This is a genomic window from Rhodoferax bucti, assembly GCF_005876985.1.
Lineage (GTDB): Bacteria > Pseudomonadota > Gammaproteobacteria > Burkholderiales > Burkholderiaceae_C > Allorhodoferax > Allorhodoferax bucti.
The window spans coordinates 703,904-729,872 of the sequence record NZ_VAHD01000001.1 but is presented as its reverse complement, the minus strand read 5'-3'; the positions used below and the strand labels follow the sequence as shown (position 1 = coordinate 729,872).

The following is a 25,969-nucleotide window of genomic DNA, read 5'->3' as shown; positions in this document are numbered from 1 at the left end:
CCATCACGCGTTGACCGGTGTGGGCCCGGAGGCGGGGCTGCGCAGCTTGCGCAGGTCTTCCAGCACCGCCTTTTGCGAGCTGAGGCTCAGGTCGATCACCTCACGCGCCTGACCTACGTAGTAAGCCAGTTGCTCATCGCTGCGCTCTGCCGATTGGCCGACCGCCGCTTCCATGCCTTGCAGGCTGTGCACCAGTTGCTCGTTGCTCCGTACAAACAACTCCACGGCATGCTGGAAGCTGTTGCCCAAACTGGAGAGTTCAATCGCGCTGCCGCTGAGGTGGGCGCCCAGGCTTTCGGCTTTGTCGGTTTGCAGTGCAAGCGTTTGGGCAAATTGCTGCTGCACCTGCACCAGTGTGTGGCCGGCGGTGGTGACCAGGGTGTCGATGGCTGCACGTTGCCCCTGGGTCGTGGCTTCGGCCGATTGCAGCAGGCCGTGCAGGCGCTCCATCAGCGCGTGGCGCTCTTGCAGCGCCGCGGTGTCGCGTTCATCCAGGCGCGTCATCTCGGTGCGCAACTGGGTGGTCAGTGCGCCCAGGCGCTCGGCGGCGGCCTCGCCACGCGCCGTTTCTTCGGTGCGCAAGGCGGCGAGTTCCGTGCGCCAGAGCGCGGCGAGCTGGTCCATGCGGGCGTGCTGCTGCTGGGCCCAGTCGGCCTCGCTTTGCTGGCGGGCACTGACCAGGGTCTCTGCGCGCTCCAGCACACGGGAGATACCCGCCATGGCCGTCGCTGCCTGCTCTGCTGCCTGGGTGGTGACGGTGGCAGCGCTTGCATCCAGTGCTTTGCACATGGCTTGTTGTTGGGCCAAGGCTTCGGCACCTGTGCGTTGCCACTCGGCTTGCAGGGTGGCGGTGCTGCGTTCGAGGGCGTAGGCCCAGTCCGCAGTCAGGCTTTGGGTACCCGCCTGGAAGCTGGCCTGCATCTCGCTCAGTTGGGCGTGCAGCGCTGCGCTGGTGCGCTGGTGCTGGGCCTGTGCCTCTGTGGCCACGTGGTGCATGGCGGTTTGCACCACCGGCACCATGGCTTCACCCGCCTGCCGGGTGCCTGCCAGCAAGCTGTCTTGCAGCGTCTGCGCGACCGATTGCGCCAAGCCGGTGTACGCCCCGCTGACCTCCTGGTGGAAGGCCTGTTGCTGTGCCTCCAGCCGGGTGCTCAGGGCTTCGTGGCGCTGTTCCAGGTGCTCCATCAAGCGTTGCAGCTGTTCCGCCACACCGGGCAGCGCCTGCGATTGCTGTTGCAGTGCCTGTAGGCTGGCTTCCCTCTGGTGGGCCAGCGAGAAAGGCCGCAGCACCGTGGCAATGCGGCTGTCCAGCAGGCGGGCCACGTCCAGACGCTCGCGGCGGCAGAGGGCAGACACCAAACCCAGCATGGCCGATGTAGCCACCCCCGCTACGGAGGTGCCGAAAGACAAACCCAAGCCCTTGATGGGCGCGGCCAGCGCGGCCCGTATGGCTTGCAAATCCGCAGAGCCTTCCAGCGCAAACACGGCACCCTTGAAGGTGAGCACCATGCCCAAAAAGGTGCCCAACATGCCGAGCATGACCAGCAGGCCGACCAGATAGGGCGTGAGCGCAGGCCCGGGTAGCCCAGTGCGCTCCCCCTCAATCCGCAGGCGCACGGAGTGCTGCAGTGGGGCAGGAACCCGCTCCAGCCAGTCGCCCAAAGACGCCAGCCCTTGCGGGATATCGTTAAGCGCGTGCCGCAGTTCTGCGGTGCTCGCCCGAAAGCGCTGCAGCTCGCGGATGCCCGTGGCGTACACCACGCCGATGAGCAGTGTCATGCCCAGTGCGAGGTGGCTGGTGCCCACAAAGCCGGCACTGATCCAAAGCACACAAAAAGCCCCGAGGGCAGCTGCCCCGGGAATAAGAAACCGGTTGAAATCTTTGCTCATGTCGTCTCAGGAGCCGGTGCGCCAAGCCTCTACAAGGCCCGCGACCGGTTCCAATCTAAAGTCCAATTCGGCCACCATGGCGGCCTGAAAATCCTGTTCAAAAGCGCTTGCGGCGCTCCCCTTGTCGCGGTGCTGCATAAAGCGCCGCTCCAGCACAGCGGGTAGGCGGGCCAGCAAGCTTTCGCTGCGCAGGCCCAGCATGTCTTCCAGTGCGGCGTCCAGCCGCGCCAACTGACTGAGCCGTGTGCTGGTGTGTGTCAGCACTTCGCGGCAATGCTGCCGGAAAGGGCCTAGCCGCCATTCCATGCGGCGCTCAATATCCAGGTAGCGCTGCTTGTAGCTGCCGAAATCTTCTTCCACGGCTACGACCGCTGCCCCCGGCACCACCGGTAGCGGGCGCGCAATTCCGCGGGACTGCGGTACGGGTGGTGTGCAAATCAAGGCCAGCAGATCGTTGCGCAGAAGCCGGTAGGCTTCGCCCAGATCCGTGTCTTTGGTGCCTGGTCTCGCAGGTGGTGCGTGCACCGTAGAGCGGACCTCTGAGAGAGCCCCGCTCAGTGCAATTGCATCCAGCGGCCCGATCCACGCCGACCAATGTTGAATCCAGTCCTGCCGGGTCGCGCGTCCGTCTACCGGCGCCCACGATTCCAGCAGGTCTGCGAGCCTGGAGGGCCCCGAACTCCCCTGCATCAAACGTCGATATTGCCGGCTCGCAGGGCGTTGGTTTCAATGAAGTCGCGGCGTGGTTCCACTTCGTCGCCCATCAGCATGGTGAACACGCGGTCGGCTTCGATGGCGTCGTCGATTTGCACACGCAGCAGGCGGCGCACCGTGGGGTCCATAGTGGTCTCCCACAGCTGGGCGGGGTTCATTTCGCCCAAGCCCTTGTAGCGCTGGCGGCTCGAGGTGCGTTCGGCTTCGGCAATCAGCCAGGCCATGGCTTCGCGGAAGTCGGAGACCTTTTCTTCCTTTTGGCGCTCGCCCTCGCCGCGCATGACGCGGGCGCCTTCGCTCAGCAGGCCACGGAAGGTGTTGGCGGCTTCGGCCAGGGCGGCGTAGTCGGCGCCGTGCACAAAGTCTTGCGTGAGCACGCTGCTCTTCACGTTGCCGTGGTGGCGGCGGCTGATGCGCAGGATAGGCTTGTCGGTGCGGGCGTCAAACTCGCCGGCCACTTCAGCGTCCGGCAACTTGGCTTGCAGGGCGGCGGCAGAGGCTTCGGCGTCCGCCACGGTGTCGAGGTTCAGCACCACGCCGTCGGCTACCGAGCGCAGGGCTTCGGCATCCATAAAGTTTTTCAGGCGCGCAATCACGGCTTGGGCCACCTGGTGCTTGCGCGCCAGTTCGGCCAAGGTGTCGCCGCTCAAGGTGGCGCCGTTGGTGCCGCCGGTAAACACCGAGGCATTCACCAATGCGATGCGCAGTAAAAAGCTGTCCAGCTCGGCAGGGCCTTGCAGGTACAACTCTTCCTTGCCGGACTTCACTTTGTAGAGCGGGGGCTGGGCAATGTAGATGTGGCCGCGCTCCACCAACTCGGGCATCTGGCGGTAGAAGAAGGTCAACAGCAGGGTACGGATGTGCGCACCATCCACGTCGGCGTCGGTCATGATGATGATGCGGTGGTAGCGCAGCTTGGCGACGTTGAAGTCGTCATTGCCGGTGCTGCCACCGGCCTTGCCGATGCCGGTGCCGAGTGCGGTGATCAGCGTCAAAATTTCATTGCTGGTCAGCAGCTTTTCGTAGCGGGCTTTTTCCACGTTCAGGATCTTGCCGCGCAGGGGCAGGATGGCCTGGAACTTCCGGTCGCGGCCCTGCTTGGCGGAGCCGCCGGCGGAGTCACCCTCGACGATGTAGATTTCGCAGCCTGCGGGGTCTTTTTCCTGGCAGTCGGCGAGCTTGCCGGGCAGGCCCATGCCGTCTAGCACGCCCTTGCGGCGCGTCATGTCGCGGGCCTTGCGCGCGGCTTCACGTGCGCGGGCGGCTTCGATGATCTTGCCGACGATGATCTTGGCATCGTTCGGGCGCTCTTCCAGGTAGTCGGCGAGCAGCTTGCCCACGATGTCTTCCACCGGGCCGCGCACTTCGCTGGACACCAGCTTGTCTTTGGTCTGGCTGGAGAACTTGGGTTCGGGCACCTTGACCGACAGCACGCAGCACAGGCCTTCGCGCATATCGTCACCGGTGACTTCGACCTTGGCTTTCTTGGCCAGCTCGTTTTGCTCGATGTACTTGCTGATGACGCGGGTCATCGCCGCGCGCAGGCCGGTCAGGTGGGTGCCGCCGTCACGCTGGGGGATGTTGTTGGTGAAGCACAGCACTTGCTCGTTGAAGCCGCTGTTCCACTGCATGGCCACTTCCACGCCGATGTTGGTGCCTTGGTCGCTCTGCCGATCGCCCATGGCGTGGAACACGTTGGGGTGCAAAACAGTCTTGCCCTTGTTCACATAGTTCACAAAGCCTTGCACGCCACCGGCGCCAGCAAAGTCGTCTTCCTTGCCGCTGCGCTCGTCCTTCAGGCGGATGCGTACGCCGTTATTCAGGAAGCTGAGTTCGCGCAGTCGCTTGGACAGGATTTCGTAGTGGAAATCGTTGTTCTCTTTGAAGATCTCGGTGTCGGGCAGGAAGTGCACTTCGGTGCCGCGCTTCTCGGTGTCGCCGATCATCTTCATGGGCGAGATGTCGATGCCGTTCTGCGTTTCAACAATCCGGTTTTGCACAAAGCCCTTGCTGAATTCCAGTGTGTGGACCTTGCCGTCACGGCGGATGGTCAGGCGCAGCATCTTGGACAGCGCGTTCACGCAGGACACCCCCACGCCGTGCAGACCGCCGGACACCTTGTAGCTGTTTTGGTTGAACTTGCCACCAGCGTGCAGCTCGGTCAGCGCGATTTCAGCGGCCGAGCGCTTAGGCTCGTGCTTGTCATCGAGCTTGATGCCGGTGGGAATGCCGCGGCCGTTGTCGACGACGCTGATGGAGTTGTCGGAGTGGATCGTGACCAAGATGTCGTCGCAATGGCCGGCCAGCGATTCGTCGATCGAGTTATCCACCACTTCGAACACCAGGTGGTGCAGGCCGGTGCCGTCGGACGTGTCGCCGATGTACATGCCGGGGCGCTTGCGCACGGCTTCCAGGCCTTCCAGAATCTGGATCGAGCCTTCGCCATAAGCCTCTGTCGCACCGGCTTGGTTGGTGTCGATGGTGGGCTGGAAGTTGGAACTGTCTGTGCCCGCATCGCCCGTATGGACGAGTCCATCGTTGTTTTCGGGGGTTGGAACAGACTTGTTTTCTTCGGTCATGGCTAACTTTCTCTCGATTCTTTAATGACCAAACCCCCGAAGGCCGGGGGTTTGATTGCGCGGGCAGCTACTGTTTTTGTAGCGTCAGATTCTCATGGGCATCACGACGTACTTGAAGGTCGTGTTATCGGGGATGGTGATCAGGGCAGAACTGTTGCCGTCGGACAGCTCCACTTTCACCATGTCCTGGCTCATATTGCTCAGGGCATCGATCAGGTAGGTGACGTTGAAGCCGATCTCGATGCTGTCACCGCCGTAGTCGATGTCCAACTCGTCCACCGCTTCTTCCTGCTCGGCGTTGTTCGACGCTACACGCAGGCTGCCGGGGTCGATGTTCAGGCGCACGCCTTTGAACTTGTCGCTGGTCAGAATGGCGGTGCGTTGCAGCGTCTTGAGCAGCGCTTCGCGGCCCAGGGTGATGCTGTTCTTGTGGTTCTTGGGGATCACGCGGTTGTAGTCGGGGAACTTACCCTCGACCAGCTTGGTCACGAACTCCATGCCGTCAAAAGTGAACTTGGCTTGGTTGTTAGCGAACTGCATTTCGATGGCGCCTTCGGCGTCGCTCAGCAGGCGCTGCAATTCGATGACCGTCTTGCGCGGCAGGATCACTTCCTGCTTCGGCACTTCCACATCGAGGGTGGCGGAGGCAAAGGCCAAGCGGTGGCCGTCGGTAGCGACCAAGCTGAGTTGCTTGCCTTCGGCCACAAACAAAATGCCGTTGAGGTAGTAGCGGATGTCGTGGACTGCCATCGCGAAGGACACCTGGCTCAGCAGGTCCTTCAGGGTCTTTTGCGGCACGCTGAACACGGGGCCGAAGCTGGCGCTCTCTTGCACCAGAGGAAAGTCTTCGGCCTGCATGGTTTGCAGGGTGAACTTGCTCTTGCCGCCTTTGAGGATGATTTTGCTTTGGCTGGATTCCAGCGACACGGTTTGGTCCCCGGGCATGGTGCGCAGGATGTCGATCAGCTTGCGCGCACCGATGGTGGTGGTGAAGTTGCCGGTGTCGCCACCCAGTTCTGCGGTGGTGCGGATCTGGATTTCGAGGTCGCTGGTGGTGAGTTGCAGGGAGGTCCCGGTTTTGCGCAACAGCACGTTGGCAAGAATGGGCAAGGTGTGGCGGCGTTCGACAATACCGGCCACCGATTGCAGAACCGATAAGACCTTGTCTTGCGTTGCCTTCAATACGATCATGTCAACCTCTTTGTGAAACTCTGCCAAACATTCATTCAATCCTGCCATTTTCCCTGTTTTTTCAGTGAGTTACGGGGGGCAAGGGCTAGTTTTTACGGTTAACCCTTCAGGGTTTGCTCCAGAACGTGCAGCTGCTGGTTCAACTCGGTGAGCTGCTGGCGCTCGCCGCCGATTTTGCGTACCGCGTGCAGCACCGTGGTGTGGTCGCGCCCCCCGAACAACTCACCGATTTCGGGCAGGCTTTTCTGAGTCAGTTCCTTGGCTAGGTACATGGCAATCTGGCGCGGCCGGGCAATGCTGGCGGGCCGCTTTTTGGAATACATGTCCGCAACCTTGATCTTGTAGTAATCGGCCACGGTTTTTTGGATGTTTTCCACCGAAATCTGCCGGTTCTGGATGGACAGCAGATCGCGTAGCGCTTCGCGGGCCAGCTGGATGGAGATTTCCTTCTGGTTGAATCGCGAGTACGCCAGGATTTTGCGCAGCGCGCCTTCCAATTCACGCACGTTGGAACGCACGTTTTTCGCTACGAAGAAGGCCACTTCCTCGGGCATTTCAGAGCCCTCGGCATGCGCTTTGTTGATCAGAATCGCCACCCGCATTTCGAGCTCCGGTGGCTCGATGGCCACGGTCAGGCCGGAGTCAAAACGCGATACCAAGCGCTCGTGGATGTCCGCCAAGCCCTTGGGGTAGGTGTCGCTGGTCATCACGATGTGCGATTTTTTGGCCAGCAGGGCCTCGAAGGCGTTGAAGAACTCTTCCTGCGTGCGGTCCTTGTTGGCAAAGAACTGCACGTCGTCGATCAGCAGCAGGTCCAGGGAGTGGTAGCGCTCCTTGAATTCGTCAAAAGTTTTGCGTTGGTAGGCCTTTACCACGTCTGACACAAATTGTTCTGCATGGATGTAAAGCACCTTGGAGCCGGGCTTATCCACAAGCAAGCGGTTGCCAACCGCATGCATCAAGTGGGTCTTGCCCAAGCCCACGCCACCATAGATGAACAAGGGGTTGTAAAGGTGACCCGGCATGGTGGCGACATGCATAGCCGCTGCACGCGCCATGCGGTTCGCCGTTCCTTCGACCAGGCTCTCAAACGTGAGCATGCTGTTGAGCCGGCTTTTGGGGCCACCGGCGACACGGTCTTCGCCGACCTCCACTTCTTCGATGGCGGCAGGTACTTCTGCAGCGCGTGGCACCATGGCCGGGCGCACAGGAGCTTCACGCGGAGTGATTACTAACTCTACGGCTACAGCTTGCCCGTAAAGCTTCTCCAGCATGGCTGCAATGCGTTGGCTGTACTGGGCGCGCACCCAATCGAGCTTGAAGCGGTTGGCCACGAACACGGTGATCTTGGACATGTCCTCGTGGGCGAGGGCGGTCAGCGGCTTGATCCAGGTGTTGAATTGCTGCTCAGGAAGTTCTTGTGCGAGTTGGTCGACGCAGCTTTGCCACAGGCTTTGCCCGAGTTCAAAATTGGAGCCGTCGTGGGAGTTGGGATGGGAGCCCTGGGTCATTGTGCGGGTCAGCTTCTGTGGATAGTTGTTGTTTGCTGCGAAGCGGATTCTAATTTATCAATACTTTATCCACATTCCGTAGGGCGCAGTGTGCAGTTCGTGCAAAAGAATCTGATTCGTTCCTAAGGTGTTGCCCTGATTGATAAAGTTTGCGATAATCCGCGGTTCCCCTGATTGTGTTCGGGGCGATAAGACCGAAATCTGCGCTGTTAGGCCGTTGGTGGAATGCATCGATGGGTCGCGCGGATACCCACTGAGCCTGTTAGGAAAATTTCATGAAACGCACATACCAACCTTCCAAAATCCGTCGCGCACGTACCCACGGCTTCCTGGTCCGCATGAAGACACGCGGCGGCCGCGCTGTGATCAACGCACGCCGCGCCAAGGGCCGCAAGCGTCTGGCTGTCTAAGACGGCTTCGCAAACCAAAGCTTTGGCTTTTGGTGACTGCGGAACCGCAAACCGGCAGACCGCCTGCCCTTAAGCGCCTTCAAACGCGCGCCCAGTTCCAAGCGGCTCTGGGTGGCACCACGGTTTCAAAAACAGCGCACTTTGCTATGCATTGCTGCGCTGTTGGTGTTTCTGCGCCCGAAGAAGCTGTGTCGGTGTTCCCCGCGCCCGGTATCTGGCTGGGGGCGATGGTGCCCAAACGCTGGGCCAAGCGTGCGGTTACGCGCAACGCTATCAAGCGGCAGGTCTATCACTTGGGCGTGGAGTTTGCGCCCTTGTTGAAAGAAAAAGCCCATCTGATCCGCTTGCGCCGGGACTTTGATCGGAAGCACTTTGTCAGCGCAAGCTCGGATGCCTTGAAGGCGGCAGTACGGCAAGAGTTGCTGGACTTGTTTGTCCAAATCGTCGGCCCCCGCCCGCAGAAGGCAGATCCCGAAAGCAAGGCCTCCGCATGATGCAGGGGTTGTTGATGGGCTTGGTCCGTGGCTACCGCCTGTTGCTCAGTCCGTGGCTGGGCTCGGCGTGCCGCTTTAACCCCACATGTTCTGTGTACGCGCTGCAGGCCCTGGAGCGCCACGGTGCGACAATAGGAAGCTATTTGACGGTTGCGCGTCTTGCGCGCTGTCACCCGTGGTGCGCGGGTGGGCACGATCCCGTGCCTGAGAATGCGCCGCGACTGTTCAGTCGCTTGATTCAATCCCCCTCTGAGAAGAAGTCTTCATGAACGATATTCGCCGCACCATTTTGTGGGTGATCTTTGGGTTCTCCATGGTCCTCTTGTGGGACCAGTGGCAGATCCACAATGGCAAGCAAGCCACTTTCTTCCCCAACCCGGCTGCCAAGGCAGCGGCTGTTCCGGCGGGCGCCGCCAGCGCATCGGCAGCTGTGCCTGCTACACCTGCGGCTGTCGGCCAAGCACCTGCTGCCGGTCCTGCAGCGGCGGTGGCATCCGAGCGTTTTGACGTCAGCACCGATGTGCTGAAGTTGACGTTTGATACCCAAGGCGGCGCATTGGTTCGTACCGAGTTCTTGCAATATCTGGACTCCAACGACAAAACCCGCAACTTTGTGTTGCTGGATGACACCCCCGCCCGCTTCTACCAAGCCCAAACCGGTTTGATTGGTGGTGCTGCGCCTGACAGCTTCCCGACCCACAAGTCCGTCATGGCGGTCAGTGGCGACAAGTCTCTCAAGGACGGACAAGACGAGCTCAAGCTTGTTTTTACCTCGCAAGACACGGGTGGCATCAAACTGGTGAAGACCTATACCTTGCGTCGCGGTGCCTATGACATTGCTGTTAAGCACGAAGTCATCAACACCGGCACAGCGGCAGTCAGCCCTCAGTTGTATTTGCAACTGGTGCGCGATGGCAACAAGCCGGCGGGCGAGTCTTCTTTTTATTCGACTTTCACGGGTCCCGCGGTCTATACCGATGTCAAGAAGTACCAGAAAGTGGAATTTGCTGACATCAAAAAAGGCAAGGCCGATTTTGAAAAGGAAAGCACCAACGGCTATGTCGCCATGGTGCAGCACTACTTCGCCAGCGCCTGGATCTTGCCTGCCGATGTGAAGCGTACCTTCTCCCTGGACGCTAAAGACGTCGGCGCCACCGTGGCCGATTGCTGCTACCGCGCCACCATGATCACGCCGCTGGAAACGGTGGCCCCGGGTCAAACCAAGGCCGTAGAAGCCAAGCTGTTTGTGGGCCCCCAGGAAGAGAAGAAGCTGGAAGCCCTAGCGCCCGGCATGGAGCTGGTGAAAGACTATGGCTGGTTGACCATTTTGGCCAAGCCTTTGTACTGGTTGCTCGACAAGCTGCACGCCTTCATTCAAAACTGGGGTTGGTCTATCGTCGCCCTGGTGTTGTTGCTCAAGGTTGCTTTCTACTGGCTCAATGCCAAAGCCTATGCCAGCATGGCCAAGATGAAGGCGGTGAACCCGCGCATCATGGAAATGCGTGAACGCCTCAAGGACAACCCGCAGCAAATGCAGCAGGAAATGATGAAGATCTACCGGGAGGAAAAGGTCAACCCCATGGGTGGCTGCTTCCCCATCATGATCCAGATTCCGGTGTTTATTGCCTTGTACTGGGTGCTCTTGTCCAGTGTGGAAATGCGCAATGCTCCGTGGGTGCTGTGGATTCATGATTTGTCGTCGCCGGATCCTTTCTTCATCCTGCCCGTGGTGATGACCCTGACCACCCTCTTGCAAACTGCGCTGAATCCCGCGCCACCTGACCCTCTGCAAGCCAAGATGATGTGGATCATGCCGCTGGCCTTCAGCGTGATGTTCTTCTTCTTCCCGTCGGGCTTGGTGTTGTACTGGATCACCAACAACATCTTGTCGATTGCACAGCAGTGGATCATCAACACCCGCATGGGCGTGCCACCGCAGTTCAACCTGCCCAAGTTCAAGTAAATACGGGCTGGGACCGTGCTCGCACGACACGCAGACCCCATCGTCGCTATTGCCACGGCCTCCGGCCGTGGTGCAGTGGGCATCATCCGCCTGAGCGGCAGGGATCTGCGGGCTTTCATCCGGTCCTTGCTGGGGCGTGACCTTCGCGCCCGAGAAGCCACTTACCTTCCGATTCCGGACGCCCAAGGCCAGCCGCTAGACCACGGGCTGGCTTTGTTCTTTCCGGGGCCACACTCCTTTACGGGCGAGGATGTGCTGGAGCTGCAAGCCCATGGTGGCCCGGTGGTGCTTCAGCTGCTGATGGCCCGCTGTATGCAAGTGGCCACAGCGGCGCCCACGCCGGATGGCGTGGTGCTGCCCGGCCTGCGCATTGCCGAGGCGGGTGAATTTACCCAGCGCGCTTTCCTGAACAACAAGCTGGATCTGGCGCAGGCGGAAGCGATTGCCGATTTGATTGATGCCAGCACCGAAGCAGCCGCGCGCAGCGCGAGCCAGTCTTTGTCGGGCGCGTTCTCCAAAGAAGTCGCGGTGTTGCGGGATGCCTTGATCCATTTGCGCATGCTGGTGGAGGCGACCTTGGACTTTCCGGAAGAGGAAATCGATTTTCTGGAAAAGGCCGATGCCGTGGGCCAGCTGCAGCGTTTGCAGCTGACTTTGCAACAGGTGTTACAAAAAGCAAGCCAAGGGGCGCTGTTGCGCGAAGGCATGACCGTGGTGATTGCCGGGCAGCCCAATGCCGGTAAGTCGTCCCTGCTCAACGCCTTGGCAGGTGCAGAGCTGGCGATCGTGACCCCGATTGCCGGCACGACCCGCGACAAGGTGCAGGAGACCATCCAGATCGAGGGTGTGCCGCTGCATATCGTGGATACGGCCGGTCTGCGCAACAGCGAAGACGCGGTGGAGCAAATCGGCATTGCCCGCGCCTGGGAAGCGATTGAGCGCGCGGATGCGGTACTTTTTTTGCACGATCTGACCCGTCGCGATGCTCCTGAATATATAGCAGCTGACGCAGAAATTGCGGGCGCTATCGGCCAAAAACTACCTGCATCGGTGCCCGTGATTCATGTCTGGAACAAGGTGGACGCCAGCGACAAGGGCACGCCCTCCGAGGGCCTGGCCCTGTCTGCCAAAACAGGGGCGGGTCTGGATGCTTTGCGTCAGAGCCTGCTGCGCGCCGCAGGCTGGCAGCCGGCGCAGGCGGGCACCTTCATTGCGCGCCAACGGCATTTGCAGGCCCTCCGGCAGGTGGGGGAACATCTGGAAACGGCGGCGCAGTGGCTGTCTTCCGGGGCTGCGTCCTTGGACTTGTTGGCCGAGGAATTGCGCCTGGGCCAAAACGCATTGAATTCGATCACCGGGGAGTTCGGGGCCGACGATTTGTTAGGCGTGATCTTTTCCAAATTTTGCATCGGCAAATAGCCGCACTACACTTTCAGGCTTACTCCTGCGTTTGAGTTCCATGTCATTTTTAAGCTGGTTGACCCGCCGCCCTTCCCAGAAATCCTCGCCCTCCGAAACTTCGGGGTTGGCGCAGGTGGATGCCACCTTGCCATTGGTGCGTAGCGGCTCAGCGCGCACCAGCCATTCGGTGCCGGGTGTTGCGGCCAACCGCCGCAGTGAGCGCCTGGAGCGCCGCGAGCTGCTGTACGCCGTGGTGCGCGAGTCTATGACCGGCGCGGGCATGCTGTCCAGCAGCTACAAGTTCAAGGTCTTGTCTCTGGACTCACGCGGACGTCAGTACCTGATCATGATGGACATGGCCCGCCAGAATGTGAGCGATACGGCGCGCCTTTCCGACATTGAGACGCATATCGCCAAGATCGCCAAGACGCGGCACGATATTTTGGTCACGGCAGTTTATTGGCGGGTCAATGAGCATGTGAGTACCCAGTTGTCCCACGTCAAGCCGGCACCTGCCAAGCAGGCGCACCCACGTTATGAGCCCTTGAAGGCGTCGGAAGTGGAGGCTTTCAAGCAAGCCATTGCATCGGTGCCGCCTCCCACGCAGTTGTCGGCACCCGGGGAGATTGTCAAGTCGTCCCGCCGCAATCCACAGCCGCCGCCCCGCTTTGCGGATACCCAGTTGGATGAGCGCGCGTCGCCGCTGAGCGGCACCCAGTACGGCGATCTGAATTAACGAGGGGGGCGCCGAGGCCGCTTAGTGGCCGGCGAAGTCCACTAGGGTGAACAAGGGCAGGCCGGCTTCCCGCAATTTGTCAGAGCCACCGAGCTCCGGCAAGTCCACGATGGCGGCCCCTTCCATGACGTGGGCGCCCAGACGCTCCAGCAGTTTTTTGCCGGCCATCATGGTGCCGCCGGTGGCGATCAGGTCGTCGATCAACAACACCCGGTCGCCCGCTTTGACGGCATCGGTGTGCAGTTCCACGGTCGCGCTACCGTATTCGAGTTCGTAGGTTTCTTCAACGGTGGTGAAGGGCAGCTTGCCCTTTTTGCGGATAGGCACGAAGCCGATGTTGAGTTCATACGCCACCACTGCGCCCAGAATGAAGCCGCGCGCATCCAGCCCGGCCACCACATCGGGGCGCATGGCGTTGTCCATGTAGCGGTGCACAAAAGCGTCGATCAGTACCCGGAACACCTTGGCGTCCTGCAGCAGCGGGGTGATGTCCCGGAACTGTACGCCCGGCGTGGGCCAGTCGGGCACGGTACGGATGTGGTCGCGGAGGTATTGGTTGACGCTGAGGTGTTGCATGGTGCTAATCAAAAAAGCGCCCCGGTGGCGCGGCGTTATTGTGCGCCCAAAGCGGCGGCGGGTTTACAGGCCTTGCAGCAGTTTTTGCTCGGCAGCGGCCAGGTCGGTGGCTTTGCCGCTCAAGACCAGGGTGTCGCCGGCTTGCAGCAGTGTGGCCGGCTCGGGCTGGACGGGCCTGCCATCGCTGCGGCGCATGCTCACCAGGCGCACGCCCAAGGCAGGCAGATTGGCATCCGCTAGCGTCTTGCCGTTGGCCTTGGCGGCCAGCGGGAGGCTGACGGTCACTAGCCGCTCGTGTAGCAGCTCGTCGGCGCTGCTGTCGTCTGCGCCGTGAAAAAAACCGCGAAGCAGGTTGTAGCGGGCGTCGCGCTGGTCCTGCACGATGCGAATCACCCGGCGCATGGGCACGCCCACCAGGGCCAAGGCGTGGCTGGCCAGCATCAGCGAGCCTTCAATGGCCTCAGGCACCACTTCAGTGGCGCCGGCCTCCTGCAGTTTTTCGAGGTTCTGGTCGTCCTGGGTGCGAACAATTACCGGCACTTTGGGGGCGTGGGCGCGCGTGTTGGCCAGTACCCGCAGGGCGCCGGGGGTGTCCAGGTAGGTGATCACCACGGCGCTGGCCCTGGCTAGACCTGCCGCCATCAGGGCTTGCAGCCGTGCCGCGTCACCGAATACCACCGAATGGCCGGCGGCCGCAGCCTGGCGCACCCGGTCCGGGTCCAGGTCCAGCGCGAGGTAAGGGATCTGCTCCTGCTCCAGCATGCGGCCCAGGTTTTGGCCGCAACGGCCGTATCCGCAAATGATGACGTGCCGGTTGGTATTGATGGACTTGCGGGCGATGGTGGTCATTTGCAGTGACTGCTGCAACCACTCGCTGCTCACCAGTTTCATCACGATGCGGTTGGTGTACATCACGATGAATGGCGTAGCCAGCATCGACAGCACCATGCCGGCCAAAATGGGGTTCAGCAAGGCCGCAGGCACGAGGTTTCCCTTCTGCGCGAGGGTGAGCAGCACAAAGCCGAACTCCCCTGCTTGCGCCAGGTACAAGCCGGTGCGCAGGGATACGCCGGCGGTCGCTCCCAGTGCCCGGGCCAGCAAGGTCACCAGAGCGGCTTTGAATACGGTGGGCAGTACCAGCAGCAACAGCACCAAGGGCCAACGCTCCAGCACCAGACGCCAGTCCAGCAGCATGCCGATACTGATGAAAAACAAGCCCAGCAGCACATCATGGAAGGGCCGGATATCGGTTTCCACCTGGTGCTTGTACTCGGTCTCTGAGATCAGCATGCCGGCGATAAAGGCGCCCAAGGCCAGGCTCAGCCCTGCCAGCTCGGTCAGCCACGCCAAACCCAGGGTGATGAGCAGCAAATTCAGCACAAACAGTTCTTCGCTCTTGCGGCGCACCACCACCGTGAGCCAGCGCCGCATCACATGCTGGCCGCCGACCAAGAGCACGGTGACTAGCACCGTGGCTTTGAGTGCCGCCCAGGCCAGGGACTCGACCAGCTGCTCTCCCGAGGCACCCAGCGCGGGAATCAGCACCAGCAAAGGCACCACGGCCAAATCCTGAAACAGCAGCACGCCCATAACCCGCTTGCCGTGCTCGGACTCCATTTCCAGCCGCTCCACCATCAGCTTCACCACGATGGCCGTACTGCTCATGGCCAGCGCGCTGGACAGGGCCAGTGAGGCTTGCCACCCGAGTTGCCAGGACGCAGGGAGCACCGCAGACATCGCCACCATCAGTCCGCCGGCCAGCACCATGGTCAGCGCCACTTGCAAAAAGCCCAGTCCGAACACATGGGTGCGCATGGCGCGCAAGCGAGGCAGGTTGAATTCCAGCCCGATCACAAACATCAAAAACACCACCCCGAATTCGCCCAGGTGGCGCACGCCCTCGGAGTTTTGCGACAAGGCCAGCGCGTTCGGCCCGATCACCACTCCCACGGCCAAGTAGCCCAGCATGGGCGGCAGTTTGAGCGTGCGGCAGATCACCACGCCCAACACAGCCGCCAGAAGGTAGAGAAGGGTGATTTCAAGGCCGGTCATGGCTTGATACTAGCAAGAGTAACGCGCTCTATAAAATGCCTGCATGACAGCATCTTCCCTCCCTGTGCGGGGTTTCCAGGCGCAACGCGCACTGGACCTCGCCAAAGAAGCATTCGACATTGAGGCCGCCGCCGTGTTGGGGCTCAAAAACCGCTTGAATGCCGGCTTCACCCAGACCATCGAAAAAATCCTCGCCTTGCAGGGCCGGGTGGTGGTCATGGGCATGGGCAAGAGCGGGCATGTGGGGCGCAAAATTGCGGCCACTTTGGCCTCGACCGGCACGCCCGCCATGTTTGTGCACCCCGCCGAGGCCAGCCATGGTGATTTGGGCATGGTGACCCCCATTGATTTGGTGCTGATGATTTCCAACAGCGGCGAGTCGCAAGAGATGGCGGCCATCCTGCCGGTGCTCAAGCGCTTGGGTGCACCTCTGGTGGCCATGACTGGCAATCGTCAAAGCACCATGGCTCTGCATGCCGACATCTGGATCGATACCGCAGTAGAAAAAGAGGCCTGCCCCTTGAACCTGGCCCCCACGGCCAGCACCACGGCCCAGTTGGCCATGGGGGACGCACTCGCGGTGGCGCTGCTGGACGCGCGGGGCTTCCGCGCCGAAGACTTCGCCCGCTCCCACCCCGGCGGTGCCTTGGGCCGCAAGCTGCTAACCCACGTGAGCGATGTGATGCGCAGCGGCGATGCCCTGCCCCGCGTGGCTCCCCACGCAGGTTTCAGTGATTTGATGCGCGAAATGAGCGCCAAAGGCCTGGGTGCTGCTGCCGTGGTGGACGACGAGGGCGCGCTGCTGGGCATCTTTACCGATGGCGACCTGCGTCGCTTGGTAGAGCAAGGTGCCGACTTGCGCGCGAAGACGGCTGCGGATGTGATGCATGCGAAGCCTTGCACCATCGGCATGCACGCTTTGGCGGTGGATGCGGCTGACTTGATGGAAGCCCGCCGCATCACCAGCGTGCTGGTGGTGGACGACGCCGGCAAGCTGTGTGGCGCGATCAACAGCAACGACCTGATGCGGGCCAAGGTCATTTGATGGCACCCTTGCTTCACTTTCCCCCGGACTTGTTGCTCAAGGCGCAAGGCATTCGCGTGTTGTTCTTGGATGTGGATGGCGTGCTGACGGATGGGGGCTTGCACTTCACCGCCGACGGTGAAACCACCAAGCGCTTCAACACCTTGGACGGCCATGGCCTGAAGTTGCTGCAAAAAGCCGGCATCACGCCAGCCGTGGTGACGGGGCGGGACTCGCCAGCCCTGCGGGTTCGCCTGCAAGCCTTGGGCATCACCCATGCCCGTTTTGGCACCGAAGACAAACGCCCCGCCGCCCAGAGCATTCTCGATAAGCTGGGCCTGGATTGGTCGCAGGCCGCCGCCATGGGCGATGACTGGCCCGATTTGCCCATGATGACCCGCTGTGCGTTTGCCTGTGCGCCGGTGAACGCCCACATAGAAGTGAGCGGACGTGCCCACTATGTAACCCGTACCCTCGGCGGTGCAGGTGCTGTGCGTGAAGTGTGCGATGTGCTCTTGGTGGCCAGTGGCCGCTATGTGGATTTGTTGCGGGCTTACCTCGCGTGAAAAACTTCCTCTATGCGGCTTGGGAGCGCTTGATGCTCTACCTCCCCATCCTGGTGATGGGGGTGTTGGCCCTGGGAACGTACTGGCTGGTGCGCAGCACGCCGGTGCTGGAGGCAGCGGCTCCTGAGCGGGCGCGTGGCCATGAGCCGGACTATTTCATGGAGGGGTTTTCTGTCAAGACGTTTGACCCCGCTGGTAAATTGCGCTCCGATGTGCAGGGCAGCATCGCCCGCCATTACCCGGATACGCAGTGGATGGAAATCGACGACATCCGTATCCGCTCTTACGACGCCAAGGGGCGCCTCACTACGGCGACCGCCCTCAAGGGCTTGGCCAATGAAGACGGCTCCGAAGTGCAGTTGATGGGCAATGCCCTGGTGGTGCGCGACGCCATTGCGGCTGCCAAAGGCCAGCCCGAGCAGCCGCGCACCGAATACCGGGGCGAGTTTTTGCATGCCTTCATGGATACCGAGCGGGTGACCTCCAACAAGCCGGTGGAGCTGCGCCGGGGCAAGGATGTGTTCACCGCCGACCGCATGGAGTTTGACAACGTGGAACAGGTCATGCGTCTGCAAGGGCGGGTGCGTGGCTTGCTGATTCCTGCGCCTGTGCGCCCCTGAAACGTGTGAATCTGGAGAACACCATGGCCCCTTTGCTTTTCATCACCGGCGCATCCAGCGGCATTGGCCAGGCGATGGCCAAGCGGTTTTACGACGCGGGCTACTCCCTGGCACTCGTCGCCCGGCGCACTGCGGAGATCAAAAGCTGGGCTGACGCTCAAGGATTAAGCGTATCGCGCTATCAAATTTATAGTGCTGATGTCGCGGATATTCACAGCATCGTGGCGGCTGGCGAGGCGTGCTTGCAGCAGCAAGGCGTGCCGGACGTGGTGGTGGCCAATGCCGGTATCAGCATCGGCATGGATACCGCGGTGCGCAGTGATCTGGATGTGCTGCAACGTACCTTGGCGACCAACAACATCGGCCTTGCTGCCACATTTCACCCCTTTGTGGCCCCCATGCAAAAGCGCGGCTCCGGTCGACTGGTGGGTATCGGCAGCGTGGCGGGCATCCGTGGCCTTCCCGGCCATGGTGCGTACTGCGCCAGCAAAGCGGCGGTGATTGCCTATTGCGAATCCTTGCGGGGCGAGTTGCGGGCCAGCGGGGTCAAGGTGGTCACTATTTGCCCTGGCTATATCGATACGCCTCTGACCCGGCAGAACCGCTATTCCATGCCGTTTTTGATGTCTGCACAGGATTTTGCAGACCGGGCGTTCCGCGCGGTAGATGCCGGCACCAGTTACCGCGTCATTCCGTGGCAAATGGGCGTGGTCGCCACTTTGTTGCGGGCGCTGCCCAACCGTTTGTTCGACCGCGCTCTCTCTGGCCGCCCCCGTAAACACCGGCTGGACGAGGTGTAAGGCCAGAAATACAAAAGGGACCCGAAGGTCCCTTTTTATCTGCTGAAGCAGTTCCTGGCTTAGTAGCTGGAACGGCCACCGCCGTAGCCGCCACCACCGGAACGGCCGCCGCCACCGCCGTAGCCGCCGCCACCGGAACGGTCACCGCCGCCGTAGCCGCCGCCACCGGAACGGCCGCCGCCGCCAAAGCCACCACCGCCAGCGCCGCCGCCGAAGCCGCCGGAACGGGGAGGACGTGGCTCCATGGGACGTGCTTCGTTCACAACCAAACCGCGGCCACCGAACTGTTGACCGTTCATGGCGTTGATAGCAGTTTGTGCTTCAGCATCGCTGCCCATTTCCACAAAGCCGAAGCCCTTGGAGCGACCGGTGTCGCGTTCCATCATGACTTTGGCGCTGGAAACAGAACCGTGTGCTGCAAAAGCTTGTTGCAGGTCTTCGTCACGGAAAGAATAAGGCAGGTTGCCTACGTAAAGTTTGTTGCCCATGAAAGGACTCCTCAAAATAACTCAAAACGCGATGGAGTCCTTAACCGCAATCAACAAACCATTGAAGACTTAAAGCAGACGCGAAACTGACTAATCACCGCAAACTTGCACACCGATATTTCGGCAATGCCAAACCATTATGCGTTACTTTGTGGACGAATCCTAGTTTTTATTGTTTTTTCAGGTTAGCCGGCAGAATCGGCATCGTTTTCGCTGTAATGGCGCCACTGGCGCATGCTGTTGCGCAGGGTGAGCAGCTGTTTTTCGAAGCGCGGGCAGGCTTGGCAGGCCAACAAATGAAAATACAGGGCCACCCGGTCTGCCACTGGAAGGGCGCGGTCTTCCCGGGCCACCATCAGCGCGGCGGCCTCTTTGCATGTGCGGCGCAGCAGTTTCATGCGGCACCTGCTTTCTGGAACCAGTTCATTTCGAGGCATTCCCGTAGCCGTAGCCGGGCACGGTGGAGTTGGACGTAGAGGTTGGTCGGGGTCAAACCCAGCTCCTTACAGATTTCTTCACTGGAGAGTTCCAGCCACTCCCGCATCAAAAACAGCCGGCCCTGTACGGCGGGCAGTTTCTCGGCGCAGGCTTCCAGAATTTCAAAAAACTGCCGGCTGCTGGTGTGCTGCTCCGGGTTGCCCCAATCGGCTGGCGCTTCGGCAAAGTGGCCGTCAGCTTTGAAATGCAGTAGCTCCAAGGGGTCGCCATCGTCGTCTTCTGTGCTGCCGACACCGGTGACTTCACGGCCATGGTGGCGCAGGGCGTCAATCACTTTGTGCTTGAGGATGCCGATCAGCCAGGTCTTGAGTTGCGAGCGCTGCGCAAACGCCTGGGGCTTGGCCAGCGCGGCGAGCAGTGTTTCGGACACCGCATCTTCCGCCCATGCTTCGTTGCGCAGTTGCAGCCGTGCAAATTTGTAGAGGTAGTCGCGGTGTTCGGCGACCTGGTCTTCGTAACGTGTCATGGAGGGCCCGCAGGTGTGTGGCGGGCAGTGTACGGGCGAGTTTTAAAAATTGTCGATGTGCATGTAAGAAAGCGCGGGCCCGCCGGACTAAACCTCAACCACAGCGCCGGAGCACTTGGCACCGGAGGCTGCATGGTTGATTGTTTTACCCCTCCAGGAGTCCCACCATGAACCAACGTGCCCTGCTTGCTGCTACTGCCGCCACCTTGATCTCCCTGACCCTCGCCTCTGCGCCAGTGGCCGCCCAGGAAAAAGAAAAATGCTTCGGCATTGCCAAGGCGGGCCAGAACGATTGCGCCAATGCGTCCGGCGCGCACTCTTGTGCCGGCCAGTCCAAAGTGGACATGGACAAAGGCGAATGGAAATACGTGGCCAAAGGCACCTGCGAAAAAATGAAGGGCAGCCTGATGGCGCCCAAGATGTAAGACGGCCCCACATCTGAACGCCCGCCTGCCCATGCCCCGCACCATGCTTGCTGTGCCTGCATCGGAAACCTCTCGCACGGTGTCCGTTGGCATCGGGTGGCGGCACCCTCATTACGCGCAGCTGCTGCATGAGCAGCCGGCGCTGGACTTTTTGGAAGTCCATTCCGAAAACTTTTTTGCCCCCGGCGGCGCTGCCTTGGCGGTGCTGGAGCGGGGGCGCGCCCTGTACCCCATCAGCCTGCATGGGGTGGGTTTGTCTTTGGGCTCGGTGGCGGGGCTGGACCCCTGGCACCTGGATCAGCTGGACGCTTTGGTGCGTCGCATCGACCCGGTGCGGGTCAGCGATCACGCCAGCTTTGCCCGTGCCGCTTGGGGCCCTGGCCGCACCGTGCACGCGGCGGACCTTTTGCCGTTGCCCTTTAGCGATGAAGCGCTGGAGACCTTGTGCGCCCATGTGCAGCAGGTGCAAGACCGCTTGCAACGCCGCTTCATGGTTGAAAACCTCTCCGCCTACCTGCAATGGCGCTGCGCACCCGGCGAGCGGGAATGGGCGGAGCCGGAGTTCCTCAACACCCTGGCCCGCCGCACCGGCTGTGAGTTGCTGGTGGATGTGAACAATCTTTACGTCAACGCGCTGAATGCCCAACTCCAGGGGCACCCGCACGACCCGGTGGCCGCCTGCTGTGCCTGGCTGGATGCGATCGACCCCGGCACCGTGGGGGAACTGCATGTGGCCGGGCATTGCCATGTGGACGACGCCCATGGGCGCATCGTGATTGATGACCACGGAAGCCGCGTGTGCGATGCCGTGTGGGCGGTGTACCGCCATGCCATCCGGCGCTTCGGTGCGGTGCCGACGCTGGTGGAGTGGGACACCGACGTGCCGGCGCTGGACGTGCTACTGGACGAAGCCGGCAAGGCCCGCCAAGTGGCCTGGCACGCGCTACAGCCCGCGGAGGCGCTTGCGGCATGAGCCCTCTGGCCTTGCAACAACAAGCGCTGCTGGCAGCCTTGTTCGATACCTCCGTGGATGGCGCTATGAAAAATATAGCTGCTTGCGCAATACATACGAGCGCCAGAGGGCTAAAAGCCTATCAAGCCAACGGCCACGCTCTGGCGGAGCGGGCATTGCAGGCAGCCTACCCGGTGCTCACCCGGCTGCTGGGCGATGAGAGCATGGGCCAGCTCGCCCGTGCCTATTGGCACGCCCATCCGCCCGTGTGTGGCGACGTGGCGCAATGGGGCGCTGACCTGGCCTCGTTTCTGGCGGACAGCCCCCAACTGCGCGGCACCCCCTACCTGCCCTACATGGCGCGCTTGGAGTGGCTGCTGCATGTGGGGGCCAGCGCGCGGGATGCGCAGGCAGACGCCGGCACCTGGGCTTTGCTGGCCACCGAGAACCCCGATGCGCTGTGGCTGCGTTTGGCGCCGGGTACCGCGGCGCTGCGTAGCGCTTGGCCTGTGGTTTCCATGCATGCGGCCCACGGTGACAACGGCCCCGCTTTCGAAGACGTGGGCCGCATGTTGCAGGCCGGCGTGGAGGAAGACGCCGTGGTCTGGCGGCAAGGCTTCAGGCCGGTGGTGCGGGTGGCTTTGGCGGGGGAGTGGGCTGGGTTGAGTGCCTTGCTCCGTGGGTGCAGCCTCGGCCAAGCCTTGGATGCTGCGCCGGAGCTGGATGTGTCGGTGTGGCTGCCTCTGGCGGTTCAGAGCGGTTTGTTGCTCGCAGCGCGGTCCGGCGCTGGCGGCGAGCCCTCTTTAGTTTGAAAAGAGTTCTCCATGAAAACAACGATGTCTCGTACCCCTATTACCTCCCGCGCCCAGTGGCTGCCGCACATCGGCGCCTTGCTCATTGCGGGCCGTCGCCTGCTGGACGCCTTGCAGGCCCCCGCTGCGCTGATCGCGCGGCTGTATGTTGCGCAGGTGTTTTTCCTCTCCGGGCTCACCAAGCTGCGGGATTGGGACATCACGCTGGCCCTGTTCATGGACGAATACCATGTGCCGCTGCTGCCGCCCGCGCTGGCGGCGTGGATGGGCACCACGGGTGAGTTGCTGCTACCGGTGTTGTTGGTGCTGGGCTTGGGTGGCCGCTTTGCGGCTTTGGGCTTGAGCGTGGTCAACGTCATGGCCGTGTTGTCCCTGAGCGAGATCGCGCCGGCTGCTTTGCAGCAACACATCACTTGGGGTGTGTTGCTGGCGGTCATCGCGCTTTACGGGCCCGGCGCCTGGTCGGCAGACCGGTTTATGGGTAAAAAGATGCTCTGGCGCCGGTTGCATCTGCGCAAGCAGCTATGAAAATCATAGTTGCCTGCAGCTGCTGGTCCGTTACCAGTTCGCTTCCCGCTCGGGGCTGGCGCTGATTTTGTGGATGGAGAGGTCGGCGCCGTCGTATTCCTCTTCCTGGCTCAGGCGCAGGCCGACGGTGGTTTTGAGCACGCCGTAGACCACAAAACCGGCCAGTGCCGCCCATGCCACGCCCATGGCGGTGCCGATGAGTTGAGCACCGAGACTTACGCCGCCCAGGCCACCAAATGCTTGGCTGCCGAAGATGCCGGCCGCAATGCCGCCCCAGGTGCCGCACAAGCCGTGCAGGGGCCAGACGCCCAGCACGTCGTCAATCTTCCATTTGTTTTGGGTCAGGGTGAACATCACCACAAAGATGGCACCCGCCACGCCGCCCACCACCAGCGCACCCAGCGGGTGCATCAGGTCGGAGCCGGCGCACACGGCCACCAGGCCGGCCAGGGGGCCGTTGTGCACAAAGCCGGGGTCGTTTTTGCCCATGAGCAGCGCCACCAGCGTGCCGCCCACCATGGCCATGAGCGAGTTCACCGCGACCAGACCGGACATTTTGTCGAGCACCTGTGCGCTCATCACGTTGAAGCCAAACCAGCCCACGATCAGGATCCACGCGCCCAGCGCGAGGAAGGGAATGCTGCTCGGCGGGTGGGCCGACATGGCGCCGTCCTTGCGATAGCGGTTGCTGCGTGCGCCCAGCAAGAGCACGGCGCCCAGCGCAATCCAGCCGCCCACGGCGTGCACCACCACGCTGCCGGCAAAGTCGTGAAACTCGGCGCCGGTGAGGCCCTTGATCCAGGCCTGCACGCCGAAATGCTGGTTCCATGCAATCCCTTCAAAGAAGGGGTACACCAAGCCGACGATGACGGCGGTGGCAATCAGCTGTGGCCAGAACTTGGCGCGCTCGGCAATGCCGCCCGAAATGATGGCGGGAATGGCCGCCGCAAAGGTCAGCAGGAAGAAGAACTTCACCAGCGCATAGCCGTTTTGCGCGGCCAGCTGCTCGGCGCCCACAAAGAAGTGCGTGCCATAGGCCACGCCGTAGCCCACGGCGAAATAGACCACGGTGGAGACCGAGAAGTCCACCAGAATCTTCACCAGCGCGTTCACCTGGTTCTTGCGGCGCACGGTGCCCAGCTCCAGAAAGGCAAAACCGGCATGCATGGCCAGCACCATGATTGCGCCCAACAAAATGAACAAAGCGTCTGCGCCCTGTTTTAGTGCTTCCATACGAGTCCTTTGGTCGTTCAATGCTTTGGAATGGTGCAAAACCGGCGATAAAAGGTTTTGCGCACCAAAATAAAGCAAAAAACAGGCCAGGATGTCCAAAGCGGTGCGGAAGCGCAGGAAAACCTTTCGCTTGCGGCCCCGATTGCTATACTTGCGGCTCACAGCGCCAATTTGCTCCAGCTTGCGGGCGCTTAATAAATTCAGCTAAACACGGACCCGCCTTTTGGCATTGCAACCCGGCCCGCGTTTAGCGTTGCCGGGTTTTGTTTTTATGCTGATTGCCACGCCCCAAACCATGCGCTTTGATGCCCCTTTGCTGCTGCAAAGCGGGGCGTCCATCCATGGCTATTCCTTGAGTTACGAGACCTATGGCACGCTCAACGACGACAAGTCCAATGCGGTGCTGGTCTGCCACGCCCTGAATGCCTCGCACCATGTGGCGGGTGTGTACGAAGGGCAGGACAAGTCCGAAGGCTGGTGGGACAACATGATCGGCCCGGGCAAGTCGGTGGATACCAACAAGTTTTTCGTCATCGGTGTGAACAACCTGGGCTCCTGCTTCGGCTCCACCGGCCCCATGCACACCCACCCCGACACGGGCAAGGTGTACGGCGCGGACTTTCCGGTGGTTACTGTGGAAGACTGGGTGAATGCCCAGGCTCGGCTGCTCGACGCGCTGGGCATCCAGACCTTAGCAGCCGTGTTAGGTGGCAGCTTGGGCGGCATGCAAGCCCTGAGCTGGACGCTGCAATACCCCGAGCGCATGCGCCATGCGGTGGTGGTGGCCAGTGCACCCAACCTCACGGCGGAGAATATTGCGTTCAACGAAGTCGCCCGTCGCGCCATCGTGACCGACCCCGACTTTCATGGCGGACACTTCTACGAGCATGGCGTTATCCCCAAGCGCGGCCTGCGCATCGCTCGCATGATCGGCCATATCACCTACCTGAGCGACGACGTGATGAACGAGAAGTTTGGCCGCGAGCTCAAAGACGCCGTGCTGGCCAGCGCCAACGGCTACAAGTACAGCACGCAAGACGTGGAGTTCCAGATCGAGAGCTACCTGCGCTACCAGGGCGACAAGTTCGCCGAGTACTTCGATGCCAACACTTATTTGTTGATTACCCGTGCGCTCGATTACTTTGACCCGGCCAAAGCCTATGCCGGCGACTTGAGCCAGGCACTCGCCCGCACCCGCGCCAAGTTTTTGCTGGTGAGCTTCACCACCGATTGGCGCTTCAGCCCCAAGCGCAGCCGCGAGGTGGTGAAGGCCTTGCTCGATAACAAGCGCGAGGTCAGCTATGCCGAGATCGATGCGCCCCACGGCCATGATGCCTTTTTGCTCGATGACGACCGCTACATGAGCGTGATGCGCTCTTATTTTGATAGCGTATTTAATGGTTTGAAGGGCAGCGCAGTACGCGCAGCGACCAGCGTGGGGGCAACAGCAGCATGACCGATATCAACACCTTACATGCTATTGCCAGCCTCGTACCCCAAGGCTCCCGCGTGCTCGACCTCGGTTGCGGCGATGGCGCCATGCTCGACTATTTGCAGCGCGAGCGCGGCTGCAGCGGCTACGGCGTGGAGCTGGACGATGCCAATGTGCTGGCTTGTGTAAAACGTGGCGTGAATGTGCTGCAGCTCAACCTTGACCAAGGGCTCACCGTGTTTGAAGATGCCAGCTTCGATGTGGTGCTGCAGATCGACACCTTGCAGCACCTGCGCAATGCCGAAACCATGTTGCGCGAGACCGCCCGCGTGGGCCGGGTCGGCATTGTGGCCTTCCCCAACTTTGCGCACTGGCCCAATCGCCTGAGCATTCTGCAAGGGCGCATGCCGGTGACCAAGCGCCTGCCCTACCAGTGGTACGACACGCCCAACATCCGCGTCGGCACCCATGCGGACTTGGCGGTGCTCGCGCAGCGCAATGGCTTGCGGGTGTTGGATAGCTTCGGCCTGCAGGATGGTCACACCGTGCGCTTGTGGCCCAATTTGCGGGCGGGCACCTCGGTCTACAAACTGGCCCGCTAAGCCCGG

27 protein-coding genes are annotated in these 25,969 nt (G+C 61.5%); 16 read left to right on the top strand and 11 right to left on the bottom strand.

Translation table 11 applies throughout. The annotated features are described in order from the left end of the window. Positions 1–3: 3 nt before the first annotated feature. From FDM28_RS03455 to dnaA, 5 genes are all read right to left on the bottom strand, one after another. Positions 4–1,890, bottom strand: coding sequence for a hypothetical protein (locus FDM28_RS03455; RefSeq protein WP_138513036.1), 1,887 nt, complete (start codon positions 1,888–1,890; stop codon positions 4–6). Positions 1,891–1,896: 6 nt separating this feature from the next. Continuing rightward, positions 1,897–2,580, bottom strand: a complete 684-nt coding sequence (locus FDM28_RS03450) for a DUF3348 family protein (protein WP_138513034.1) — start codon at positions 2,578–2,580, stop codon at positions 1,897–1,899. Beyond that, positions 2,580–5,183: a DNA topoisomerase (ATP-hydrolyzing) subunit B gene (gyrB, locus tag FDM28_RS03445; RefSeq protein ID WP_138513032.1), complete on the bottom strand. Its 2,604-nt coding sequence runs from the start codon at positions 5,181–5,183 to the stop codon at positions 2,580–2,582. The genes FDM28_RS03450 and gyrB overlap by 1 nt, the downstream gene beginning before the upstream one ends. A gap of 84 nt (positions 5,184–5,267) precedes the next feature. Then, positions 5,268–6,374: a DNA polymerase III subunit beta gene (gene dnaN, locus FDM28_RS03440; protein WP_087495810.1), complete on the bottom strand. Its 1,107-nt coding sequence runs from the start codon at positions 6,372–6,374 to the stop codon at positions 5,268–5,270. Between the two features lie 98 nt (positions 6,375–6,472). After that, entirely contained in the window at positions 6,473–7,885 is a 1,413-nt protein-coding gene (dnaA, locus tag FDM28_RS03435) for a chromosomal replication initiator protein DnaA (protein ID WP_138513031.1), read from the bottom strand. Positions 7,886–8,160: 275 nt separating this feature from the next. On the opposite strand from dnaA, the gene rpmH reads away from it, so the two are divergent. From rpmH to FDM28_RS03405, 6 genes are read left to right on the top strand one after another with little or no spacing between them, the layout of a single operon-like run. Next, positions 8,161–8,295, top strand: a complete 135-nt coding sequence (rpmH, locus tag FDM28_RS03430) for a 50S ribosomal protein L34 (RefSeq protein WP_006299042.1) — start codon at positions 8,161–8,163, stop codon at positions 8,293–8,295. 32 nt (positions 8,296–8,327) lie between these two features. Continuing rightward, positions 8,328–8,789, top strand: coding sequence for a ribonuclease P protein component (locus tag FDM28_RS03425; protein WP_138514243.1), 462 nt, complete (start codon positions 8,328–8,330; stop codon positions 8,787–8,789). Continuing rightward, entirely contained in the window at positions 8,786–9,058 is a 273-nt protein-coding gene (gene yidD / locus FDM28_RS03420; RefSeq protein ID WP_138513030.1) for a membrane protein insertion efficiency factor YidD, read from the top strand. Before FDM28_RS03425 ends, yidD begins: the two co-directional genes overlap by 4 nt. Then, positions 9,055–10,752, top strand: coding sequence for a membrane protein insertase YidC (yidC, locus tag FDM28_RS03415; RefSeq protein WP_138513029.1), 1,698 nt, complete (start codon positions 9,055–9,057; stop codon positions 10,750–10,752). Before yidD ends, yidC begins: the two co-directional genes overlap by 4 nt. 15 nt (positions 10,753–10,767) lie before the next feature. Continuing rightward, a complete protein-coding gene (gene mnmE / locus FDM28_RS03410; RefSeq protein WP_138513028.1) occupies positions 10,768–12,171 on the top strand; it encodes a tRNA uridine-5-carboxymethylaminomethyl(34) synthesis GTPase MnmE in 1,404 nt (467 codons plus the stop codon). 40 nt (positions 12,172–12,211) lie between these two features. Next, a complete protein-coding gene (locus FDM28_RS03405) occupies positions 12,212–12,889 on the top strand; it encodes a hypothetical protein (RefSeq protein WP_138513027.1) in 678 nt (225 codons plus the stop codon). 21 nt (positions 12,890–12,910) lie between these two features. Here FDM28_RS03405 and FDM28_RS03400 read toward each other — a convergent pair whose 3' ends face one another. Beyond that, a complete protein-coding gene (locus FDM28_RS03400; RefSeq protein ID WP_138513026.1) occupies positions 12,911–13,465 on the bottom strand; it encodes an adenine phosphoribosyltransferase in 555 nt (184 codons plus the stop codon). Between the two features lie 63 nt (positions 13,466–13,528). Continuing rightward, a complete protein-coding gene (locus FDM28_RS03395) occupies positions 13,529–15,517 on the bottom strand; it encodes a monovalent cation:proton antiporter family protein (protein WP_138513025.1) in 1,989 nt (662 codons plus the stop codon). Between the two features lie 43 nt (positions 15,518–15,560). Here FDM28_RS03395 and FDM28_RS03390 point away from each other — a divergent pair, with 43 nt between their 5' ends. Genes FDM28_RS03390 through FDM28_RS03375 form a run of 4 tightly spaced genes read left to right on the top strand, consistent with a single transcriptional unit; the run spans position 15,561 to position 18,527 of the window. Then, on the top strand, positions 15,561–16,562 hold the full coding sequence (locus FDM28_RS03390) for a KpsF/GutQ family sugar-phosphate isomerase (protein WP_138513024.1): 1,002 nt from the start codon (positions 15,561–15,563) through the stop codon (positions 16,560–16,562). After that, complete coding sequence (locus tag FDM28_RS03385; RefSeq protein WP_138513023.1) at positions 16,562–17,107, top strand: KdsC family phosphatase; 546 nt, start codon at positions 16,562–16,564, stop codon at positions 17,105–17,107. Before FDM28_RS03390 ends, FDM28_RS03385 begins: the two co-directional genes overlap by 1 nt. A 32-nt stretch (positions 17,108–17,139) precedes the next feature. Further along, the gene (gene lptC / locus FDM28_RS03380) at positions 17,140–17,727 is read left to right on the top strand and encodes an LPS export ABC transporter periplasmic protein LptC (RefSeq protein ID WP_138514241.1); all 588 of its coding nucleotides are present in this window, start codon (positions 17,140–17,142) and stop codon (positions 17,725–17,727) included. Positions 17,728–17,750: 23 nt separating this feature from the next. Then, on the top strand, positions 17,751–18,527 hold the full coding sequence (locus FDM28_RS03375) for an SDR family oxidoreductase (RefSeq protein ID WP_138513022.1): 777 nt from the start codon (positions 17,751–17,753) through the stop codon (positions 18,525–18,527). A 59-nt stretch (positions 18,528–18,586) separates the two neighbouring features. Here the strand turns inward: FDM28_RS03375 and FDM28_RS03370 are convergent, their stop codons facing one another. The 3 genes from FDM28_RS03370 to FDM28_RS03360 all read right to left on the bottom strand — a co-directional run bounded on the left by FDM28_RS03370 (position 18,587) and on the right by FDM28_RS03360 (position 19,979). Continuing rightward, positions 18,587–19,015 (bottom strand): RNA recognition motif domain-containing protein, encoded by a 429-nt coding sequence (locus tag FDM28_RS03370; RefSeq protein WP_138513021.1) that lies wholly within the window; start codon positions 19,013–19,015, stop codon positions 18,587–18,589. Positions 19,016–19,200: 185 nt separating this feature from the next. Next, entirely contained in the window at positions 19,201–19,413 is a 213-nt protein-coding gene (locus FDM28_RS03365; RefSeq protein ID WP_138513019.1) for an anti-sigma factor family protein, read from the bottom strand. Then, a complete protein-coding gene (locus tag FDM28_RS03360; RefSeq protein WP_138513017.1) occupies positions 19,410–19,979 on the bottom strand; it encodes a sigma-70 family RNA polymerase sigma factor in 570 nt (189 codons plus the stop codon). Before FDM28_RS03360 ends, FDM28_RS03365 begins: the two co-directional genes overlap by 4 nt. Positions 19,980–20,146: 167 nt before the next feature. Here FDM28_RS03360 and FDM28_RS03355 point away from each other — a divergent pair, with 167 nt between their 5' ends. The 4 genes from FDM28_RS03355 to FDM28_RS03340 are packed head-to-tail and all read left to right on the top strand — an operon-like array spanning position 20,147 to position 22,696. Then, positions 20,147–20,404: a BufA1 family periplasmic bufferin-type metallophore gene (locus tag FDM28_RS03355; RefSeq protein WP_138513015.1), complete on the top strand. Its 258-nt coding sequence runs from the start codon at positions 20,147–20,149 to the stop codon at positions 20,402–20,404. A 43-nt stretch (positions 20,405–20,447) separates the two neighbouring features. Further along, positions 20,448–21,377 (top strand): MNIO family bufferin maturase, encoded by a 930-nt coding sequence (bufB, locus tag FDM28_RS03350; protein WP_138514239.1) that lies wholly within the window; start codon positions 20,448–20,450, stop codon positions 21,375–21,377. Further along, positions 21,374–22,168, top strand: a complete 795-nt coding sequence (locus FDM28_RS03345; protein WP_138513013.1) for an HvfC/BufC N-terminal domain-containing protein — start codon at positions 21,374–21,376, stop codon at positions 22,166–22,168. The genes bufB and FDM28_RS03345 overlap by 4 nt, the downstream gene beginning before the upstream one ends. 12 nt (positions 22,169–22,180) lie before the next feature. Next, on the top strand, positions 22,181–22,696 hold the full coding sequence (locus FDM28_RS03340; protein ID WP_206021904.1) for a DoxX family protein: 516 nt from the start codon (positions 22,181–22,183) through the stop codon (positions 22,694–22,696). 30 nt (positions 22,697–22,726) lie between these two features. On the opposite strand, the gene FDM28_RS03335 is transcribed toward FDM28_RS03340, so the two are convergent. Beyond that, positions 22,727–23,929 (bottom strand): ammonium transporter, encoded by a 1,203-nt coding sequence (locus FDM28_RS03335; protein ID WP_138513011.1) that lies wholly within the window; start codon positions 23,927–23,929, stop codon positions 22,727–22,729. A gap of 271 nt (positions 23,930–24,200) precedes the next feature. On the opposite strand from FDM28_RS03335, the gene metX reads away from it, so the two are divergent. Further along, positions 24,201–25,385, top strand: coding sequence for a homoserine O-succinyltransferase MetX (gene metX, locus FDM28_RS03330; protein WP_138514235.1), 1,185 nt, complete (start codon positions 24,201–24,203; stop codon positions 25,383–25,385). Beyond that, positions 25,382–25,963 carry a methionine biosynthesis protein MetW gene (gene metW / locus FDM28_RS03325; RefSeq protein WP_138513009.1) on the top strand — a complete coding sequence of 194 codons (582 nt, stop codon included), beginning with the start codon at positions 25,382–25,384 and terminating at the stop codon, positions 25,961–25,963. The genes metX and metW overlap by 4 nt, the downstream gene beginning before the upstream one ends. Positions 25,964–25,969 lie beyond the last annotated feature (6 nt).

Bases quoted from the DNA above. Each gene is read 5' to 3' on its own strand.
- FDM28_RS03455 (WP_138513036.1), bottom strand. From the start codon at position 1,890: ATGAGCAAAGATTTCAACCGGTTTCTTATTCCCGGGGCAGCTGCCCTC.
- FDM28_RS03450 (WP_138513034.1), bottom strand. From the start codon at position 2,580: ATGCAGGGGAGTTCGGGGCCCTCCAGGCTCGCAGACCTGCTGGAATCG.
- gyrB (WP_138513032.1), bottom strand. From the start codon at position 5,183: ATGACCGAAGAAAACAAGTCTGTTCCAACCCCCGAAAACAACGATGGA.
- dnaN (WP_087495810.1), bottom strand. From the start codon at position 6,374: ATGATCGTATTGAAGGCAACGCAAGACAAGGTCTTATCGGTTCTGCAA.
- dnaA (WP_138513031.1), bottom strand. From the start codon at position 7,885: ATGACCCAGGGCTCCCATCCCAACTCCCACGACGGCTCCAATTTTGAA.
- rpmH (WP_006299042.1), top strand. From the start codon at position 8,161: ATGAAACGCACATACCAACCTTCCAAAATCCGTCGCGCACGTACCCAC.
- yidD (WP_138513030.1), top strand. From the start codon at position 8,786: ATGATGCAGGGGTTGTTGATGGGCTTGGTCCGTGGCTACCGCCTGTTG.
- yidC (WP_138513029.1), top strand. From the start codon at position 9,055: ATGAACGATATTCGCCGCACCATTTTGTGGGTGATCTTTGGGTTCTCC.
- FDM28_RS03405 (WP_138513027.1), top strand. From the start codon at position 12,212: ATGTCATTTTTAAGCTGGTTGACCCGCCGCCCTTCCCAGAAATCCTCG.
- FDM28_RS03400 (WP_138513026.1), bottom strand. From the start codon at position 13,465: ATGCAACACCTCAGCGTCAACCAATACCTCCGCGACCACATCCGTACC.
- FDM28_RS03395 (WP_138513025.1), bottom strand. From the start codon at position 15,517: ATGACCGGCCTTGAAATCACCCTTCTCTACCTTCTGGCGGCTGTGTTG.
- FDM28_RS03390 (WP_138513024.1), top strand. From the start codon at position 15,561: ATGACAGCATCTTCCCTCCCTGTGCGGGGTTTCCAGGCGCAACGCGCA.
- FDM28_RS03385 (WP_138513023.1), top strand. From the start codon at position 16,562: ATGGCACCCTTGCTTCACTTTCCCCCGGACTTGTTGCTCAAGGCGCAA.
- lptC (WP_138514241.1), top strand. From the start codon at position 17,140: ATGCTCTACCTCCCCATCCTGGTGATGGGGGTGTTGGCCCTGGGAACG.
- FDM28_RS03375 (WP_138513022.1), top strand. From the start codon at position 17,751: ATGGCCCCTTTGCTTTTCATCACCGGCGCATCCAGCGGCATTGGCCAG.
- FDM28_RS03370 (WP_138513021.1), bottom strand. From the start codon at position 19,015: ATGGGCAACAAACTTTACGTAGGCAACCTGCCTTATTCTTTCCGTGAC.
- FDM28_RS03365 (WP_138513019.1), bottom strand. From the start codon at position 19,413: ATGAAACTGCTGCGCCGCACATGCAAAGAGGCCGCCGCGCTGATGGTG.
- FDM28_RS03360 (WP_138513017.1), bottom strand. From the start codon at position 19,979: ATGACACGTTACGAAGACCAGGTCGCCGAACACCGCGACTACCTCTAC.
- FDM28_RS03355 (WP_138513015.1), top strand. From the start codon at position 20,147: ATGAACCAACGTGCCCTGCTTGCTGCTACTGCCGCCACCTTGATCTCC.
- bufB (WP_138514239.1), top strand. From the start codon at position 20,448: ATGCTTGCTGTGCCTGCATCGGAAACCTCTCGCACGGTGTCCGTTGGC.
- FDM28_RS03345 (WP_138513013.1), top strand. From the start codon at position 21,374: ATGAGCCCTCTGGCCTTGCAACAACAAGCGCTGCTGGCAGCCTTGTTC.
- FDM28_RS03340 (WP_206021904.1), top strand. From the start codon at position 22,181: ATGAAAACAACGATGTCTCGTACCCCTATTACCTCCCGCGCCCAGTGG.
- FDM28_RS03335 (WP_138513011.1), bottom strand. From the start codon at position 23,929: ATGGAAGCACTAAAACAGGGCGCAGACGCTTTGTTCATTTTGTTGGGC.
- metX (WP_138514235.1), top strand. From the start codon at position 24,201: ATGCTGATTGCCACGCCCCAAACCATGCGCTTTGATGCCCCTTTGCTG.
- metW (WP_138513009.1), top strand. From the start codon at position 25,382: ATGACCGATATCAACACCTTACATGCTATTGCCAGCCTCGTACCCCAA.